14 protein-coding genes are annotated in these 16,969 nt (G+C 65.9%); 6 read left to right on the plus strand and 8 right to left on the minus strand.

Translation table 11 applies throughout. From position 1 onward, the window contains the following. Positions 1-39: 39 nt before the first annotated feature. The 4 genes from ABZV58_RS17960 to ABZV58_RS17975 are packed head-to-tail and all read right to left on the minus strand — an operon-like array spanning position 40 to position 3,822. Positions 40-1,041, minus strand: coding sequence for an MlaD family protein (locus ABZV58_RS17960; protein ID WP_355001253.1), 1,002 nt, complete (start codon positions 1,039-1,041; stop codon positions 40-42). Further along, positions 1,041-2,099, minus strand: a complete 1,059-nt coding sequence (locus ABZV58_RS17965; protein WP_355001254.1) for an MlaD family protein — start codon at positions 2,097-2,099, stop codon at positions 1,041-1,043. Before ABZV58_RS17965 ends, ABZV58_RS17960 begins: the two co-directional genes overlap by 1 nt. A 5-nt stretch (positions 2,100-2,104) precedes the next feature. Further along, positions 2,105-2,968 carry an ABC transporter permease gene (locus ABZV58_RS17970; RefSeq protein ID WP_355001255.1) on the minus strand — a complete coding sequence of 288 codons (864 nt, stop codon included), beginning with the start codon at positions 2,966-2,968 and terminating at the stop codon, positions 2,105-2,107. Next, positions 2,968-3,822: an ABC transporter permease gene (locus ABZV58_RS17975; RefSeq protein WP_355001256.1), complete on the minus strand. Its 855-nt coding sequence runs from the start codon at positions 3,820-3,822 to the stop codon at positions 2,968-2,970. Before ABZV58_RS17975 ends, ABZV58_RS17970 begins: the two co-directional genes overlap by 1 nt. Positions 3,823-4,925: 1,103 nt before the next feature. On the opposite strand from ABZV58_RS17975, the gene ABZV58_RS17980 reads away from it, so the two are divergent. Next, on the plus strand, positions 4,926-5,804 hold the full coding sequence (locus tag ABZV58_RS17980) for an SDR family oxidoreductase (protein ID WP_355001257.1): 879 nt from the start codon (positions 4,926-4,928) through the stop codon (positions 5,802-5,804). 113 nt (positions 5,805-5,917) lie between these two features. After that, the gene (locus tag ABZV58_RS17985; RefSeq protein ID WP_355001258.1) at positions 5,918-7,600 is read left to right on the plus strand and encodes an acyl-CoA synthetase; all 1,683 of its coding nucleotides are present in this window, start codon (positions 5,918-5,920) and stop codon (positions 7,598-7,600) included. Positions 7,601-7,701: 101 nt separating this feature from the next. Here ABZV58_RS17985 and ABZV58_RS17990 read toward each other — a convergent pair whose 3' ends face one another. Together ABZV58_RS17990 and ABZV58_RS17995 are read right to left on the minus strand one after the other, a co-directional pair. Continuing rightward, positions 7,702-8,613 (minus strand): LLM class F420-dependent oxidoreductase, encoded by a 912-nt coding sequence (locus ABZV58_RS17990; protein ID WP_355001259.1) that lies wholly within the window; start codon positions 8,611-8,613, stop codon positions 7,702-7,704. Between the two features lie 44 nt (positions 8,614-8,657). Beyond that, positions 8,658-9,284, minus strand: coding sequence for a helix-turn-helix domain-containing protein (locus ABZV58_RS17995; protein ID WP_355001260.1), 627 nt, complete (start codon positions 9,282-9,284; stop codon positions 8,658-8,660). A gap of 369 nt (positions 9,285-9,653) precedes the next feature. Here ABZV58_RS17995 and ABZV58_RS18000 point away from each other — a divergent pair, with 369 nt between their 5' ends. Genes ABZV58_RS18000 through ABZV58_RS18015 form a run of 4 tightly spaced genes read left to right on the plus strand, consistent with a single transcriptional unit; the run spans position 9,654 to position 13,416 of the window. Beyond that, positions 9,654-10,880: a cytochrome P450 gene (locus tag ABZV58_RS18000; protein WP_355001261.1), complete on the plus strand. Its 1,227-nt coding sequence runs from the start codon at positions 9,654-9,656 to the stop codon at positions 10,878-10,880. A 10-nt stretch (positions 10,881-10,890) separates the two neighbouring features. Then, positions 10,891-12,432 (plus strand): aldehyde dehydrogenase family protein, encoded by a 1,542-nt coding sequence (locus tag ABZV58_RS18005; protein ID WP_355001262.1) that lies wholly within the window; start codon positions 10,891-10,893, stop codon positions 12,430-12,432. Positions 12,433-12,443: 11 nt separating this feature from the next. Continuing rightward, positions 12,444-12,596: a hypothetical protein gene (locus ABZV58_RS18010; RefSeq protein WP_355001263.1), complete on the plus strand. Its 153-nt coding sequence runs from the start codon at positions 12,444-12,446 to the stop codon at positions 12,594-12,596. A gap of 19 nt (positions 12,597-12,615) precedes the next feature. Beyond that, positions 12,616-13,416, plus strand: a complete 801-nt coding sequence (locus tag ABZV58_RS18015) for an SDR family oxidoreductase (protein WP_355001264.1) — start codon at positions 12,616-12,618, stop codon at positions 13,414-13,416. 20 nt (positions 13,417-13,436) lie between these two features. On the opposite strand, the gene ABZV58_RS18020 is transcribed toward ABZV58_RS18015, so the two are convergent. Together ABZV58_RS18020 and ABZV58_RS18025 are read right to left on the minus strand one after the other, a co-directional pair. Next, positions 13,437-15,110 (minus strand): FAD-dependent oxidoreductase, encoded by a 1,674-nt coding sequence (locus ABZV58_RS18020; protein WP_355001265.1) that lies wholly within the window; start codon positions 15,108-15,110, stop codon positions 13,437-13,439. Positions 15,111-15,465: 355 nt separating this feature from the next. Further along, the gene (locus tag ABZV58_RS18025) at positions 15,466-16,818 is read right to left on the minus strand and encodes a cytochrome P450 (protein ID WP_355001266.1); all 1,353 of its coding nucleotides are present in this window, start codon (positions 16,816-16,818) and stop codon (positions 15,466-15,468) included. Between the last annotated feature and the right edge of the window lie 151 nt (positions 16,819-16,969).

A 16,969-nucleotide genomic window follows, 5' to 3' on the forward strand; every position in this document is an offset into this window, starting at 1 on the left:
GTTTGCGCTTGCGTGTCGCGACGGATCGAAACCTTTCCTTCATGCTCGGCACAGTGTGACCCCCTGTCCGGAAATGAGTACTCGAAGTGGTTCAGGGACGACGGCGGCACCGTTGGTACACATGATCGGATCGTTCGTGGCCGCGGGGACGGCCGAGGCCATGGTTTGGATCACTCCGGGCAGCCGGGTGAACACCTCGGAGGCCACCCGCGGGTCTGGAAACGCGTTGCGCAACAGCGCGTCCAGGTCGGAGCCCTCGTCGCCGGTGAGGCCGAGGACGGTCAGCAGGTGCCGGACGGGCTGGATCACCGGCGGGATCGCGTTCGCGAAATCCGCGAGCCCGGGCAGTTTCTCGGCGATCGCGACGAACAGGTTGGTCAGGTTGGTCAGCATCTGCACCGCGTCGCCCGATTTACCGCCAAGACTGTCCGCGATCTGCGCGAGGTTGCTCACCAACCTGGACAGCACGGCCTGCCGATCCGAGGAGTATCGGCTCAGTCGCTCGATCGCGCCGAGGGCGGGACCGATGCCGGTGCCGTCGCCTTGGATCACGGCGAGCAGGCTGGTGGTGAGCTGGTTGATCTCGTCGGTGGACAACTCGGCCAAGACCGGCTGAAGCCCGTTGAACAAGGCGGTGATGTCGAAGGCAGGGACGGTGTGCACCGTGTCGAACACCGCGCCGGTGTCCCGGCGCGGGCCGGGCTCGCCGGGGTGTTCGATAGCGAGGTAGCGGAAGCCGGTGAGGTTCTGGAATCGGATCGCGATCGTGGTCTCGGTGAACAGAGGGTGCTCACGCAGTACGGTGAAGCGGACCCGCGCCAGGGAACCGTCGAGCCCGATATCGGTGACCTTGCCGACCTGTACTCCGTACAGCCGCACGTCGTCGCCCGCCCGCAAGCCGTTCGCATCGGTGAACAACGCTGTGTACGCATCGGTCTCACCCATTACCGGTCGCTCGATGAGCTGGAAAACGCCCACCAGGGCGACGGCCATCGCCACCGTGGCGGTTGCCACCCGCAGGAACAACGATCGGATCTTCATCAGCGCTCGCCCCCCGGTGACTGCGCGCCGAGGGTCGAGAGCAGGGGAGTGGCCAGTCCTGGCACGGCGTCGAGTTCGATACCGACCCGCAGCACCGGGCCCGACGGCGTCGGGTGGAACGCGCCCGCGATCCGGTCGAGGAGTTCGTCCAGCTGCCGCGCCGACCGTTCCGGCGCGCTCACCGAGGACGAGACCAGGTCGAGAACCATCGTCGCGATGGGCAGCATGTCCGAGAAGTACTGTCCGGAGGTGGTCAACGTCTGGGTGACCACTGGGAGCAGGTCGTATTGCATGGCGTCCCAGAACTTTCGGGTCCGTTCCAGGTTGTCCGGTGGGCGCATGTACTCGTTCTCGTACGCGGATTCGAGCACGTCCAGACTGCCGGTCAGCATCGGCGGCGCACCGGCCAGCGCCGAGCCGAACTGGCCGGCCAGGAACGAGGGTGGGAGCTGCCTGGTCTCGGTGTAGGCGCGCACCGTCGCCCCGATCGTTTCCAGCAGCGGGGTGAACGCGCTCAGATCGCGGGAGATCCGGCTCAGCAGTTCGGCCAGTCGCGGTGTCAGTACGTCCTCGGTCAGCAGGCCCGTCGACCGCAGTAGCGCCGACAGCGTGGCGTCGCGGACCCGGCCGGAATCCCGGTCACCGAGATCGATGACCGACCCGTCCTCGAGTTCGGTGCCGCCGCTGTTCGGCAGCAGCCCCACGGTGGTGATGCCGAAGAGGTTGCCGGGCGCGAAGTCGACAGTCAGGCTGTCGGTGAGGCCGAGCAGCTGGGATCGGTCCAGCGACAATTCGATTCGTTCGCGTCCGGCGCCCGCCGAGGTGATCTCGGCGACCGATCCCACCTTGACGCCGTCGAGACGAACGTCGGTTCCCGGCTCGACCCCCGCGCCGATCTGCGCGGTGAGCAGCGCTACCCGGATCGTGTCGGACGATTCCGGTTTCGGCGCGAACCGCCAGGTCAGCGAGCCGAGCAGGATGATCATCACGGCACAGGTGCCGATCATCCTGGCGCGGCGGGGCCCGACCTCGGCGCCGGGAAGAGTGTAAGGAGGCATGGCCATCACCCGGTGAATGTGATGGGGGACTGGAATCCCCACAGGACGATCGTGGCGACCATGTCCAGCGCGATGATCGCGACCAGACTGGCCCGGATGGCGCGTCCGGAGCCGATACCGACCCCTTCCGGACCGCCGACGGCGAAGTATCCCTGGTAGCTGTGGATCAGGACGACGGCGACGGCGAAGATCACTACCTTGATGGTCGCGGCGATCACGTCCCACCCCAGGACGAATTGATCGAAGTAGTGGTCGTAGGTTCCGGTCGGCACTCCATGGATCGTGGTCACGATCAATTGGCAGGACAGGTAACTGAGGAGGAGCGCGACGACGAAGGAAGGTGCGACAGCGACGACGCCCGCGATGACTCGCGTGGTCACCACGAACGGGACCGACCGGATGCCGAGCGATTCGAGCGCGTCGATTTCCTCGGAGATCCGCATCGAACCGATTTCGGCCGTCATCCGGCAACCGGCCTGCGCGGCGAATCCGACACCGGCGGCGATGGGGGCCAGCTCCCTGGTGACGCCGAACGCGGAGATGAGTCCGCTGAGCTCACCGAGCGCGAGGGAATCGAGCGCGTAATAGGCCTCGATGCCGATGGAGGCGCCCATCGCCGCGCCCATCAGCAGCATCAGCGGCACCACGCCGCCACCGATGATCACCGCCCCGCGGCCCCAGGTCGTATCCGTGATCGCACTGACCGTCTGGCGGCGATAGTGGAGGAGGGTGTACGGGATCGAGGACAGCACCTGCCAGCAGAACCCGATGACGAAACCCATGGTCTCGATCGGACGAGTGGGGTGTGCGCGGCGCCGGATGCGGCCCATCCATCGGAATCCGGCGGGAAGATAGGACGACGCGGTCACTACGCCGTCCTCATCGGAAGGAACATCGTAACAAGCTGGGTGACAACGGTATTCAGGGCTGTGATGGTGGCCACCGACATGACCACCGCGGCGTTGACGCCGTCGGCGACACCGCGCGGGCCGCCTGTGGCCTCCAGTCCGCGTTGGCAGGCGATGATGACCACCAGGAAGCCGAAGAGCAGCGATTTCACCAGCGACACCCAGACGTCGGTGGAACTGGTGAACGCGCCGAAGGAGTCCCAATAGCTACCGGGGGTCACATCGAGCGCGGCGACCGCGACGATGAAGCCCGCCGTGATGCCGACGACGATGATCAGGATGTTCAGCAGCGGCGCGACCAGCATCATCGCGGCGATGCGCGGGACAACCAAGCGCTGCACCGGGTCGACCCCCATCACCCGCATGGCATCGACTTCTTCCCGAACGGTTCTGGCACCGAGATCGGCTGCGATAGCGGCGGCGCCCGCGCCGCCCAGCAGAATGCCCGCCGCCATCGGCGCGCCTTGTTTGATCACTCCGAGGCCACCCGCGGCGCCGATCATGGAGTTCGCGCCGAGCTGCGACACGATATTGCCGACCTGGACGGACAAGATCACTCCGAAGGGAATCGCGATCAGGACGCTGGGGATCGCTGTCACCTTGATCAGGAACCAAGCCTGTGCGAGGCCTTCGCGTACTTGGAATCGCAGGCGTACGAGGTCCTCGATGCCGATGCGCGTAGCTCGAACACCGATACGTAGCGCACGGCCGAATGTAGCGAGACTGGACAGAACGGTGTCGGAGAAGTTGCGGCGCAAGACCGCGCTGGGACTCTCCGCGGGCGTGGACGGTGGAGTCACGCTGACGGTAGACATCGAACCTCCATGGTCGGCCGGAGTTTCCGCGCCACGACCCGATGGCCCGCGAATTCGGTGCCCAATAAATTCCGTTGGCGTCTGTTCTCCGGGCCCGAGTGGGGGTGCTGGCAGGCCACCTCCCGCCGAGCGGGGAAGTGCTCGACCGCAGGGAGCAAGCTGGCCGGCATCGTTGCGAACCTCTCGGTAATCATCTGTCCAGGCAAATAACTGGACACTAGTCTGGACCGTACTACATGTCGGTGGGTGCGGCAAGGTATGCCTGTGTCGGCCGCCACTCTGCCCTGCTGCTGACAAGTTTCGCGAGAGCGACAGATGACGGCGGCCGCCAAGCCTGGGATGTGCCTTCTGTGCCGTTCAGGTCCTTGCCTTTGCCGGAATCGCCCGAAGGTCGCCAGCCGCAGAATGATAGCGAATAGCTATTGAACAAGCCTTTGCGTTGCGGTTCCTCAGCGAGCGGAGCCATCGGTGCGCAAAATTTGGACAGGTGTCTGTTTTAGCTCTGGACAGTTGTCTGAACATATGTTTAACATGCGATTCGGCGTGCGAATGTCTGCTGTCGGGATGCGCGCCGGAAATCGTGGGAGGTGTGTTGGAAAACAGACTGGCAACGCCCCATCGGATTCACCGTACGTCGGCGTCTACGAAGATCTGGTCCGCGACCGCCCGTCGATGTGTGGGATCGCTGTTGGGAGCCGTGCTCGCGGCGACAGTGGGTCTGTCATCGGGCACGTTGTCCGCGCCGTGGCCCCAAATGCGGGGCATGGAGGAATCGGACCGCAGCGGTGTTGTCGAGGAACTGGCCGCACTGCCGCCCGACGGCGATGTCGCTGCCTCCGGCGAACGTCGGCGTCGGTTCGGGGTCTCGCTCTCGGCGGTAGGCGATCAGCCGTTGTCGACGGTGGTCTCACGATGTGTCCCGTCGCTCGTCGACCTGTCCATGGGGGGGAGCTGTGGTGCAGATCGAATCCAATGACTCGAAAGGTTCGAACTCGATGATGGTGCAATGGCTCGATGCCGGTTCCGGCGATGAGGCCTGATATGTCGGGCGATCCCGGGTATCCCGACGACCTGCTCAGCACGTGGCATGAAGGCGGAACGCTGTGAGCGACAAGAAGTCTCTGCTCGGCAAGGGTGTTGTGGTCGTCGGGGCGAGTAGCGGCATCGGATACGCCGTGGCCAGGTTGATGGCGCTGCACGGAGCGGGCGTCGTGGTGAATGGACGAACTGCCGCCACCGTCGACCGGGCGGTCCAGGGAATTCGCATCAAGGGTGGCCGGGCGGTAGGCGTCGCGGGCTCTGCGGCGGACGCGGTCGTCGCCGACGAACTGATCGAGACGTGCACGAAGCAATTCGGCTCCCTCGACGTGTTGGTGAATTGCGCCGGGATCCCGGAACCACAGGGCTCTTCGATTCTGCGGGTCAACCCGTGGGATTGGCGTGCTCAGCTGGAATCGCACCTGTCCACCGCGTTCACCACTTGTCGCGCCGCGGCGCCGATCATGGTCGCGCAAGGTGGCGGGTCGATCATCAATACCTCGTCGTTCGCCTTCCTCGGCGACTACGGCGGTACGGGGTATGCGGCGGCGAAAGGAGCGGTCAATAGCCTGACCATGGCTATTGCCGCGGAGCTACGCGAACACTCGGTACGTGCGAATGTCGTGTGCCCCGGAGCCAGAACGCGTCTGTCCTCGGGCTTCGCGCACGAAGCGCGAATTCTGGAGCTCTACCGACGGCAGATGATCGACAGGACGACCATGCAGGGTGCGCTGGACCCGCCGCCCGCGGAGTACGTGGCACCGCTGTACCTCTACCTGGCCGGTGCGGCGTCGGCATCGGTCACGGGCGAGATATTCGTAGCCGCTGGCGGTTTCGTCGGGCGATACCAGCGGCCCGCACCCACGGTGCTCGGCTATCGCGATCATCGAGACGCGCCCGCGTGGTCGATCGAGGATCTGCACCAGATGATCGGTCCGACGTAGCGGTCGAGTGACACATCCGAATCTCGGGCAGTTGCCCGAGGCACTCGAGACGACTGGGGCGACGCCGAGTCGGCCGAGCGAGTCGACGAACAAGAGATCTGAGGTAGTAGTTCATGGTTGGATTCGATTTGTCGACTGTGTTCGGTACGGTCGCCGCTGCGGTTCCCCAGCGGGAGTTTCTCGTCTGGGGCGACCGCAGGGCCACCTACGCGGAAACCGACGCCAAGGCCTCGGTATTGGCGGGATTTCTCGCGGCGCGCGGATTGGGGTGTCACACCGAGCGTTCGTCGCTGCCCGGGCATGTTTCCGGGCAGGACCACCTGGGTATATATCTGCGCAACCGGCCGGAGTACGTCGAGGCGATGATCGGTGCGTTCCGTGCTCGAGTCGTGCCCTTCAACGTCAATTACCGGTACGTGGCAGAAGAACTCGTGTACTTGCTGCGTGACGCACAGGTGAAGGCTCTCGTCTACCAGTCGGAGTTCGCGCCCCAGGTGGCCTCGGTGCTCGGTGAACTCTCGCACGAGGTACTGCTGATCCAGGTCGCCGACGACAGCGGCCACGACCTGCTCCCGGGTGCGGTCGGCTACGAGCAAGCCGTCTCGGCGCAGCCGCCCGCCGCTGGGCTGCCGACCCCGGACGGTGACGACCTCTTCCTGCTGTACACCGGTGGCACCACCGGGATGCCGAAAGGGGTGATGTGGCGCCAAGACGACGTGTATGTCGCCGCCATGGGCGGAACCAGATTCGGCACCGGCGAACAGCTCCGGTCGTACGACGAACTGGCGGAGACGGCGCGGACGACCGAGGGGGCCTACCGTCTGATCGTGGCCGCTCCCCTCATGCACGGCGCGGCACAGTGGATGCTGTTCCAGATCATCACCAACGGTGGAACAGTAGTGTTGCCTTCGATCGCCGACCGTTTCGACCCCGCGGCGATACTGGAGGCGGTGGCGCGGGAGCGAGTGATCGCTTTGCCGTTGGTGGGCGATGCCATGGCGCGGCCGATCGCGGCCGAGCTCGAACGCAAGCGATACGACCTCGCGACTCTGGCGGCGATTCACAACGGCGGCGCTCCGTTGACCCCGACGGTGCGGCAGCGTCTTGTCGCCGCGCTGGGACGCGAGATTCTGGTCATCGATTCCGTCGGATCGTCGGAATCGGGTATCCAGATGACGCGGGTCTACGACGCCGCGGCGGGAGCGTCGCACGGTAGTTTCGCGCCGGAAGGCGCCGACACCGCGGTGATCGATGAAGATTTCGAGCGGGTCCTTCACGAGCCGGGATCGCACGGCTGGCTCGGCAAGAAGGGCCGCATCCCCCTGGGATACCTGGGGGATGCGGCGAAGACCGCGCGTACGTTCCCCGTCATCGACGGTACGCGATGGGCGATCGCCGGTGACCGCGCGGACGTCCTCGACGACGGCAGGATCGAATTGCTCGGCAGGGACAATCTCACCATCAACTCCGGTGGCGAGAAGATCTTCGTCGAAGAGGTGGAGCGGGCCGTCGCCGCGCATCCAGGGGTCTTGGACGTGATCGTGGTCGGACGTCCGTCGGACCGGTGGGGCAGCGAGGTCGTCGCCATCGTTCAGCTGGCCGACAACGGGATCGGAGACCTGGAGCTGCTGAACGAGTGCGCCAAACATGTCGCGCGCTACAAACTTCCCAAGGTCATCATCCGGCACCCCGAAATTCGGAGGTTCCCGACCGGTAAGGCGGACTATCGGTGGGCTCGGGAGCTGGCCGTCGGGCATTCCGGCAGCTCCGAACCGGCGGTGATCGTCGAACCGTGAACGGCAGCAGGGTGAGTGCGGCGCCTCTGCGGTCGGCCCTGTCGAATCGAGTTGTCTCACAGCTGTTTCGCCCCGGCCGCCGCCGAGTGCCCGGCTACGGCTCAGCCGATGAGGGAAGTCAGCAGAGCGCGCGTCCGCTTCGCGCTGTCGCCACGGGTGAACGGGACCGCCACGAAGTCAGTCGCTCCCGCGTCGGCGATCTCGCGGACGCGCGCGGCGACCTGATCCTCGGACCCGATGAGGGCCAGGTCGACCGGACCGGAGACACCTTCGCGGTCCAGCATTGCCCGATACGAGGGCAGCCCGCCGTAGAAGCCGACCGCCTTCTCGGCCCTGGTGCGGGCGTCCTCGACGTCGTCGGTGACGCAGATCGGCAGGGCGCAGATGATCCGGGGGGCGGGGCGCCCGGCGTCCTGCGCCGCCTCGGTGATCGTGGGCGCGATGTGCTCGCGGATCGTCTTGGGTCCGGTCATCCACAGCGAGGTGCCCGCCGCTCGCTGCCCCGCCAGCCGCAGCATCCGCGGCCCGAGCGCAGCAAGCAGCAGGGGGATCGGGTCGGCGTTGGGAATCCCGAGATCGACTGCAGCGGAAAGGGTTTCGCCGCGAAAGGCCACGTCGTCACCGGCCAGCAGCGGGGCAAGCACGGACACGTACTCGGTCATGTGCCGGACGGGCTGGGCGAAGTCGTAGCCATAGACGTCTTCGATCACGCGCTGGTGCGACAGGCCGACGCCGAGGGTGAGCCGCCCGGGGCCGATGGCGAGCGCGACCGTTCGGGCCTGCTGGGCCAGGGCGGCCGGGTGCCGCGGATAGCTGGGCACGACCGCCGTCCCGAGTTCTATACCGGGAACCCGGCCGCCGATCACGGCCAAGGCGGTGAGCGCGTCCAAGCCGAAGATCTGCGACAGCCACGCGGAGGAGAAACCCTCCGCGTGGACCTCGGCGAGATCCTCGGCGAGGCGGTCGAGCGAGTCGGTACCGGGTCGTTCACTGAGCATGATGCCGATGCGCATGAGGCACTCCTGAGGTGAGGTCGGGGATGGTCGAGTGCTGTCGTTCAGCCGAGGGCAGCGGTGCGCTGCGAGGACGGTTCGCGGATCGCCGGCGCCACCCATCGACGAAGGAAGCCGCGCAGTTCCGTGGAGCCGCGCACGGTCGGCCGGGGATCGGCGATGAACGAGAGCATGAGCCGGACCACGAACTCGCTGAGCTCGGTCAGTTGCTCGTCGCCGTATCCGATGCGCTGCCAATCGATATCCGAACGCGTGAGGACCGTCCGGCACGCGTCGAGCGATTGCTCGGTCATCGCCCGCCGCGAGAAGGCGGTCGGCATGCCCGCGGTGAGCAGCACGGTCAGATACCGGTCTTTCGGGAACCGCTCGATCGTGTAGGCGATCGCCTCGATGACGAACTCGGCCGGATCGCCGACGCCGACCAGATGGTCGAGCAGCCGGTTCACATAGTGGTCGAGCGCGGCGAACCCGACGGCGGTGAACAGCTCTTCTGTGCTGGCGAAGTGCCGGTAGACGGTCTGGCGCGTGACGCCGAGCGCTTCGGCGATGTTGGTCAGGTTGGTCCGCTGGGCACCACGCGTGTCGATACTTCGCATGGTCGCGTCCAGAATGCGCGTGCGGGCTTCGCGATGGTCCCGCGGGGGTGAACCGTTCCACGCTGGTCTTCTCATGGGTCAAGTGTGCCGATCTGTCGGGTCACCTGCCGACCGCGTCGTCGACGACGTCCGGCGACAGGGACGTCCCCTGGGCGGTGTGCTTTGCGAAACCGGGGGCTTCCCACGGCGTCCATCATACGTTTCAATGTGACATGTATGACGTAAGCGTGTCTATCAGTGAATACTGGTTTGCGCTTAGAACGTGTTGCAACGATGACCAGATGTGGTAGCGCGATGTCGCGGCACGGTTGTCGATCTTTGATGCCGCGGGTGCGCCCGTCGCGATCAGCGGTCGCCGCCGGCATCGGCGGTCACCACACGCCGTCGACGTGGTCACCGTCGACGTGACAAGCGGTGCCCGCCCTGCGGGCCGAGGAGGTAACCGTGTCCCCATCAGTGCTGCCCGCCGGTCTGGATTTCTCCGATCCCGGCCTGTGGGCGGACCGTGCCCCGTTCGAGGAGTTCGCCACCCTGCGACGCACCGCGCCCGTATGGTGGAACGCCCAAGCCGACGAGATGTGCATGCCGTACCACGACGGCGGGTTCTGGGTCGTCACGAAACACGAGGACGTGCGGGAGATCTCGCGTACCCCCGGTGTCTTCTCCTCGAACGTCAACGGCGCCATCCTGCGTTTCCCCGGCGACGTCACCGATGACGCCTTCGAACTGACCAAGACCATGCTGGTCAACATGGATCCGCCCAAGCATTCGAAGGTGCGGCGGATCATCTCGCGCGGCTTCACCCCCCGCGCGGTGGAGGCGTTGCGCGCGGCGCTGACCCAACGCGCCGAAATCATCGTGCGCGCCGCGCGCCGGACCGGCGGCGGCGACTTCGTAGACCAGGTCGCGCGCGAGCTGCCGTTGCAGGCCATCGCCGAACTGCTCGGCGTACCGCAGGAGGACCGGCTCAAGCTGTTCGACTGGTCCAACGAGATGCTCAACTTCGACGACCCGGAGTACGGCGATCCGACCGCGGCAACCGCGGAAATCCTCGGCTATGCCTGGCAGATGGCCGAGGACCGGCGCAAGGACCCCGGCGACGATCTGGTGTCGAAGCTGGTCACCGCCGACATCGATGGCGAATCGCTGACCCCGGACGAGTTCGGCTTCTTCATGATCCTGCTGACTGTGGCGGGCAACGAGACGACGCGCAACGCGACCACGCACGGCATGAAGGCGTTCGTGGACAACCCGGAGCAGTGGGAGCTGTTCAAGGAACAACGCCCGCGCACCGCGCCCGACGAGATCGTGCGGTGGGCGACGCCGGTGATCGCCTTCCAGCGCACCGCGACCCAGGATGTCGAACTGAGCGGGCAGCAGATCGAGCGAGGCCAGCGCGTGGCCATGTTCTACAGCTCGGCGAACTTCGACGAAGAAGCGTTCGAGAACCCTTTCACCTTCGACATCCTCCGCGATCCCAACCCCCACCTCGGCTTCGGCGGGACCGGTCCGCACTACTGCGTCGGAGCCAACCTGGCGCGGTTGCAGCTCGAGCTGATCTTCAACGCGATCGCCGACACCATGCCGAATCTGCGACAGGTGGCCGATCCGACCCGGCTCCGCTCGAGTTTCGTCAACGGGATCAAGCACTGGCCCGTCCGGTACGAGTGAGAGACGAGAAATGGCCATCATTCGAACCCTGTCCGAGACCGCCGAGGGACGGCGCCGCCTTGCCCTGATCAGTCCGATCGATCGTCATCGAATCGGTGAGCTGGAGGTCAGCACCCCCCTGGATGTCGAGCGGGTCGTCGCCCGCGCCCGTGCCGCGCAGCCTGGCTGGGCGGCGCTGCCGGTGCGTGAGCGGGCCCGGATCGTGCGCGGCGCGCTCGACGTTCTGGTCCGCCGCCGCGAGGAGATCATCGACACGGTGCACGCCGAGACCGGCAAACCACGGGTCGAGGCGCTCACCATGGAGATCGTCCCCTCCTGCGATTTCCTGAATCACTGGACCGCCCGCGCCGAACGAGCCCTGCGGCCCGAGCGGCGGCGCCTGCACGGCTACCTGCGCCCATACAAGAAGTTGTTCGTGCACTATCAGCCGCTGGGCGTGGTCGGTGTGATCACCCCGTGGAACGGCCCGTTCGTGCTTTCGCTCAACCCGGTCGTACAGGCCTTGCTCGCGGGCAACGCGGTGATCCTCAAACCCTCGGAGATCACGCCTCGTTCGGGTGAGTGGGTCGTGCGCGTCCTGCGTGCGGCCGGTGTGCCCGACGATGTCGTCCAGGTCTTGCACGGCGACGGTGAAACCGGCGCAGCCCTGGTCCGGGCGGGTCTAGACAAGATCAGTTTCACCGGTAGCGTGGCGACCGGCCGCAACATCGGCGCCGCCTGCGGCGCGACGCTGACACCGTGCACCCTCGAGCTGGGCGGCAAGGACGCCATGATCGTCTGCGCGGACGCCGATCTGGAACGCGCTGCGGCAGGTGCGGTGTATCTGTCGATGTTCAATTGCGGTCAGGTCTGCCTGAGCGTCGAGCGCGTGTACGTGGTCGACAGCGTCGCCGACGAGTTCATCCGCAGGGTGCGCGAAAAGGCCGAGCGGGTTCGCTACCGTCGCGACGAGACCGTCGATGTCGGCCCATTCATCTGGGACAAACAACTCGACGTGGTGCGGCGCCACCTCGAGGATGCGCGGGACCGCGGCGCCTCGATCCTGATCGGCGGTGCCCCGGTCGGCGGCGACGGCCTGCATTTCGAGCCGACAGTACTGGTCGACGTCACCCACGACATGGCAGTGATGACCGAGGAGACGTTCGGGCCGGTGGTCGCGATCATGCGGGTACGCGACGAAGACGAGGCCGTCCGGCTCGCCAACGACAGCCCCTACGGACTGAGTGGTTCGGTGTTCACCGAAGACACGGACAAGGCGCGGCGTATCGCCACCCGGCTCGTCACCGGGTCGGTAGTGCACAACGACGCCGCGGTGATCTACGGGGTCACGGAGGCGCCGTTCGGCGGCCGCAAGAACAGCGGCCTCGGGCACATCAACAACGGCTCCGACGGACTGCGCGGCTACACCCACCAGCAGCCCATCCTGATCACACGCCGTTCTTCGCAGAAAGAGCATGTGTGGTACCCGTACGACGACGCCACCGAACGGCAACTGAACTTTCTGGTGCGGTTCGGTTTCGGCACCCGCATTCTGCGTCGGCTGCTGACGTGAGAACTCGGTGGATGGGAATCGGGTCCGCGCTCGTGCTCGGTGGGCTGCTACTCGACAACGACCTCGCGGTGATCGGCGGTCTCGTTCTGCTGATCGGAGTGGCGGCGGTCGAGTTCGCCGCTGTGTTGATCCGGATCCTCGGTGGGCCGGGGGGCATGTTTTGACGGATGAAAGGAATCAGCAATGCCACGTTTCGACCCGCACCCGGTGATCCGGCCGACAGTGATCACCGGAGCGTCGTCCGGCATCGGCGCCGCGACCGCGCGAGCCCTCGCCGAGCTCGGGCATCCGGTCGCTCTGGGTGCCAGGAGGCTGGAGGAATGCGAAGCGGTCGCGCACACCATCCGAGAGAAGGGCGGCGTGGCGTTCGTCCACCGGCTCGATGTCACCGACCCCGATTCGGTCGACGAGTTCGTCACCGCGGCGGAGCAGGAGCTGGGTGTTATCGAGATATTGGTTTCCGCGGCGGGCGCGATGCGATTCGGCTTGGCGCACGAGATGTCCCCCGCGGACTTCGTACGCCAGCTCGACGTGCACCTGGCCGGGCCGCAACGAATGCTGCATCGAATCGTGCCCGGCATGATCGAGCGGCAACGCGGCGATGTCGCGCTCATCGGTTCGGACTGCGCGGTGAGCCCGCGACCAAGGATGGGAGCTTACAACGCGGCCAAAGCGGGATTGGAGGCGTTGTCCATCCAGCTGCGTATGGAACTCGAGGGCACCGGTGTCCGAGTATCGATGGTGCGTCCGGGGCCGACGGCAACCGAGATGGGTCTGGACGCGCCTGCCGAGGTCATCGATGATCTGATCGCGGACTGGAGTGCGTGGGGATTCGCCCGCCACCCCTACCAGCTACGCGCCGCGGACATGGCCGCGGCGGTGACAACAGCGGTGGCCGCCCCACGTGGTGCGCACGTGATCGTGAGCGAAGTGCAGCCGGAAGCGCCGTTGCGCAAGCCGGCCGCGGATACTTCGCAGAGTTGAGGGCGACCGCCCGGGGCGAGTCAGCGGCCCCGGGCGGCACTCAGGAAGTCGTCGAGGGCAGTGAACTTCTTCCTGGGTCGCCCCTGGGTCGCCCCTGCCGCTCGTTCCGCGCTGTCGATCGCCTGCCAGCCGGTGCGGTCCACGACATCGGGCTGCCGTTCGTGCACGAGCTCGGTCAAAGCCGCCCGGTCCAGGACCGGGTCGAGTAGCCGACCCGCGTGGAAGTCCTCGACGATGGCACGCACGGTCTCGGCGGCGTCAACGCGATTCGAACCGATGACCCCGCGAGGTCCACGTTTGATCCACCCGCTGGTGTACACACCGGTCAAAGGAATTCCATCGCCGTCCACGACACGGCCACCTACGTTGGGCACGACCGCGCGGGACTCGTCGAACGGAAGGCCGGGCACAGGTTCGCCTCGGTACCCCACAGCGCGCAAAACCAAGCCCGCGGCAATGGTCCCGGATCGTTCGGTCGGTCGCGCGGTCACGCGCTCGGGGGTGCGCACCGGTTCGGTATGGACGAATTCGACGGCCTCGACGTGCTCGGACCCGATCAGCGCGGTGGGCGCCGACCAGAAGCCCAGGATGATACGGCGATTGCCTTCGCGCAGTGGTCGATTCGCGTGCTCGTTCAGCAACTGCCACTTCGTCTGGACCGCGTGGGAGACGTCGGGCGAGTCGAGGGTCACCACGTCGGCCGGATCGAGTTCGAGGACAGCGGGGTCCACGACGACGTCGACGCCGGGCAGGCGGCCGAGCGCGAGAAGCTCGGCACTGGTGTATCCGGCCTGCAACGGACCGCGCCGTCCGAGGACGACCACCTCGCGAATGCTGCTGGAGCGCAGCGTTTCCAACGCGTGATCGGCGATATCGGTCTTGGCGAGCTCGTCCGGGGGCAGGGTGAGCACTCTGGCGACGTCCAGCGCGACATTGCCGTTGCCGATCACGACGGCCCGTTCGCAACGCAGATCGAATGCGCGGTCGGCGTAGTCGGGGTGGCCGTTGTACCAGGCGACGAATTCGGTCGCCGAGTGGCTTCCCGCGAGGTCCTCGCCGGGGATGTTCAGCGTGCGATCCCTCGACGCGCCGACGGCATAGACGACGGCATGGCAGCTGCTCAACAGCTCCGCGTGCGAGATGTGCCTGCCGACTTCGACATTGAGATGGAATTGCAGCGCGTCTCGTTTGAAGGCGGCCAGAAAGGCATCGGCGACGCCCCTGGTCTTGGCGTGGTCGGGCGCGACGCCGTAACGCAGCAACCCCCACGGCGACGGTAGGCGGTCGAACATCTCGACCTCGACGGCGCCGTAGGAGAGCAGGTCTTCGGCGGCGTAGCACGCCGCGGGGCCGGTTCCGACGATCGCGACACGCAGCGGACCCTTCCCCTCGGCCAGCTTCGGCGGCTTGACCATCGGCAAGACATCAGTATCGAGCGGATGCTTGTCGAAGTAGGAGGCGTTGATGTCGGCGAACGCGGTGAGATTCGTCGGCAGGTCGTCCTCGGCGTAGATCGCCTCCACCGGGCACGCTTCGAAGCACGCGCCGCAGTCGATGCACGTCTGCGGGTCGATGTAGAGCATTTCCGCCGACTGGAATTCGGGGTCTTCCGGTCGGGGACGGATGCAGTCGACGGGGCACTCGGCTACGCAGCTCGCGTCGTTACAGCACCGCTGAGTTATGACATAAGCCATCGATATTCCTGACGGATCCGGCGATCGAGCCTGCCCGGATCGGCCGGGCCCGGACTCTCTCGGAAACCTCTCGGCAAGCTGTCGGTCAGATATATAGACAGCTGTCTGGACAGTACTACAAATTGACCATTTCGGCAACATGCCGCCCCGTGGTTGGAGGCCGAAAGGGATTGTGCGATGGCGCGCTGCGGGCAGCTGGGGTGGAGCGGGCGCCGAAATGGCACCACCCACCGGAATGACTGCAATCCGGTGGGCGGTTCGGTGATCAGAGGCGATTCGTTGCCGGGCGTTCCGGGTAGCCGGCCGAGAATTGAGATCCGAGTAGCTATCACCCGGTCCGGGGCGCTGCCAGTGGCTATCGCTGCCGCCTGCGGTAGCGGACCCGGCACGGCTGCTGCAACTGCACCACCATCTTCGAGTGATCGTTGCGGTAGGTGTCCGCGGGCTGCGCCATCTCGAATTCCCAGTCGCGCAACAGAATGCAGAAGATCGCCTTCATCTGCATCAGCGCGAACGCGGCGCCGACGCAGCGATGCCGCCCCGCGCCGAACGGGATCCATGTCCAGCGATTGAGGACGTCGGCCTGGTTGGGGTCGATGTAGCGATCGATGTCGAAGGCGTCCGGATCGGGGAAGTCCTCGGGGAGTCGATTGGAGATCGCCGGGGTCGCGGCGACCAGGTCTCCGGGCGAGATTCGATGGCCGCACACCTCGAATTCGCCTTGCGCGACACGCATCAGGATGATGAGCGGCGGATGCAGCCGTAGGGTTTCCTTGAGCGCCGCCTCGAGTTGCGGAATCTGGCGCAACGCGCGGAAATTCACTTCGGTGTCGTCGGCGAACAGGGTATCCAGCTCCGCCACGACGCGAAGCATCGTCTGTGGGTTGCGAAGCAGTTCGATTACCGTCCATGCCGACGTGCCCGAGGTCGTGTGATGACCGGCGAACATCATCGAGATGAAGATCCCGGTGACTTCCGAAGCGGAGAACCTGGGTTCGCCGTCCTCGTCCTTGATCGACACGAGCACGTCGAGCAGATCACGGTCCTGCTTGCCCTGCGGCGGATTGGCGACCCGATCGTCCATGATCTCCTGTACCAGCGCGACGAGCGCCTCGCGCGACTCGTCGCGCTTGCGGAAGCTCTCGATCGGCATATACGGATCCACGTAGGCCAGCGCGTCGGTACCACGTTCGAGATCGTGGTAGAGGTGGGCGAATCGGGCGTCGAGCTGATTGCGGAACTTCGTGCCGATCAAGCAGGCCGAGGACGTGTAGATCGTCAGCTCCGCGAAGAATTCCAGCAGGTCGATCTCGCCCGACTCGCCCCATCCCTCGATCATCCGGTCGACCTCGCGGGAGATCGTCTCGGCGTGTCCGCGCATGAAGTCCGCGCGCAGCGCCTGGTTGTGCAACATCTCCTTGCGGCGTTCGGGGCTGGCGTCGAAGACGACGCCTTCGCCGAAGATCGGCTTCATGAAGGGGTAGGCGGCCTGCTGATCCAGGTCGTCGTCGGTGGAGCGGAAGAAGAACTCATTGGCTTCGGAACCCGACAGCAGGACCACGTCGCGCCCTGCCAGCTCGAATACGCCGACATCGCCGCACTCTTTCCTGACCCGCCACATCAGGCCGATCGGATCGACGCGCATCTCCTCCAGATGGCCGTGCTCGTGGTCGCCACCGGACACGCGCTGTGGCTTCAGAAGCGTCATCGAAGACCCTCTCACTCTTTGTCGATCAAGCGACCCGCAGCCGCGGCTGAACGGCCGGAGGCCATATAGACACCTGTCCAGACAGTACTACAAACTTGAGGCCATCGCAATGTCCGTCGTGTCGGGTTCTTGCGGCACACAAAAACCGCCC

The organism is Nocardia sp. NPDC004654 (assembly GCF_040609595.1).
In the GTDB taxonomy this organism is placed as follows: domain Bacteria; phylum Actinomycetota; class Actinomycetes; order Mycobacteriales; family Mycobacteriaceae; genus Nocardia.

What these genes read in the sequence shown, in the direction of transcription:
- ABZV58_RS17995 (WP_355001260.1), bottom strand. Translation starts at nt 9,284, where the DNA reads ATGAGAAGACCAGCGTGGAACGGTTCACCCCCGCGGGACCATCGCGAA.
- ABZV58_RS17990 (WP_355001259.1), bottom strand. Translation starts at nt 8,613, where the DNA reads ATGCGCATCGGCATCATGCTCAGTGAACGACCCGGTACCGACTCGCTC.
- ABZV58_RS17965 (WP_355001254.1), bottom strand. Translation starts at nt 2,099, where the DNA reads ATGCCTCCTTACACTCTTCCCGGCGCCGAGGTCGGGCCCCGCCGCGCC.
- ABZV58_RS18020 (WP_355001265.1), bottom strand. Translation starts at nt 15,110, where the DNA reads ATGGCTTATGTCATAACTCAGCGGTGCTGTAACGACGCGAGCTGCGTA.
- ABZV58_RS17975 (WP_355001256.1), bottom strand. Translation starts at nt 3,822, where the DNA reads ATGTCTACCGTCAGCGTGACTCCACCGTCCACGCCCGCGGAGAGTCCC.
- ABZV58_RS18015 (WP_355001264.1), top strand. Translation starts at nt 12,616, where the DNA reads ATGCCACGTTTCGACCCGCACCCGGTGATCCGGCCGACAGTGATCACC.
- ABZV58_RS18005 (WP_355001262.1), top strand. Translation starts at nt 10,891, where the DNA reads ATGGCCATCATTCGAACCCTGTCCGAGACCGCCGAGGGACGGCGCCGC.
- ABZV58_RS17985 (WP_355001258.1), top strand. Translation starts at nt 5,918, where the DNA reads ATGGTTGGATTCGATTTGTCGACTGTGTTCGGTACGGTCGCCGCTGCG.
- ABZV58_RS18025 (WP_355001266.1), bottom strand. Translation starts at nt 16,818, where the DNA reads ATGACGCTTCTGAAGCCACAGCGCGTGTCCGGTGGCGACCACGAGCAC.
- ABZV58_RS17960 (WP_355001253.1), bottom strand. Translation starts at nt 1,041, where the DNA reads ATGAAGATCCGATCGTTGTTCCTGCGGGTGGCAACCGCCACGGTGGCG.
- ABZV58_RS18010 (WP_355001263.1), top strand. Translation starts at nt 12,444, where the DNA reads ATGGGAATCGGGTCCGCGCTCGTGCTCGGTGGGCTGCTACTCGACAAC.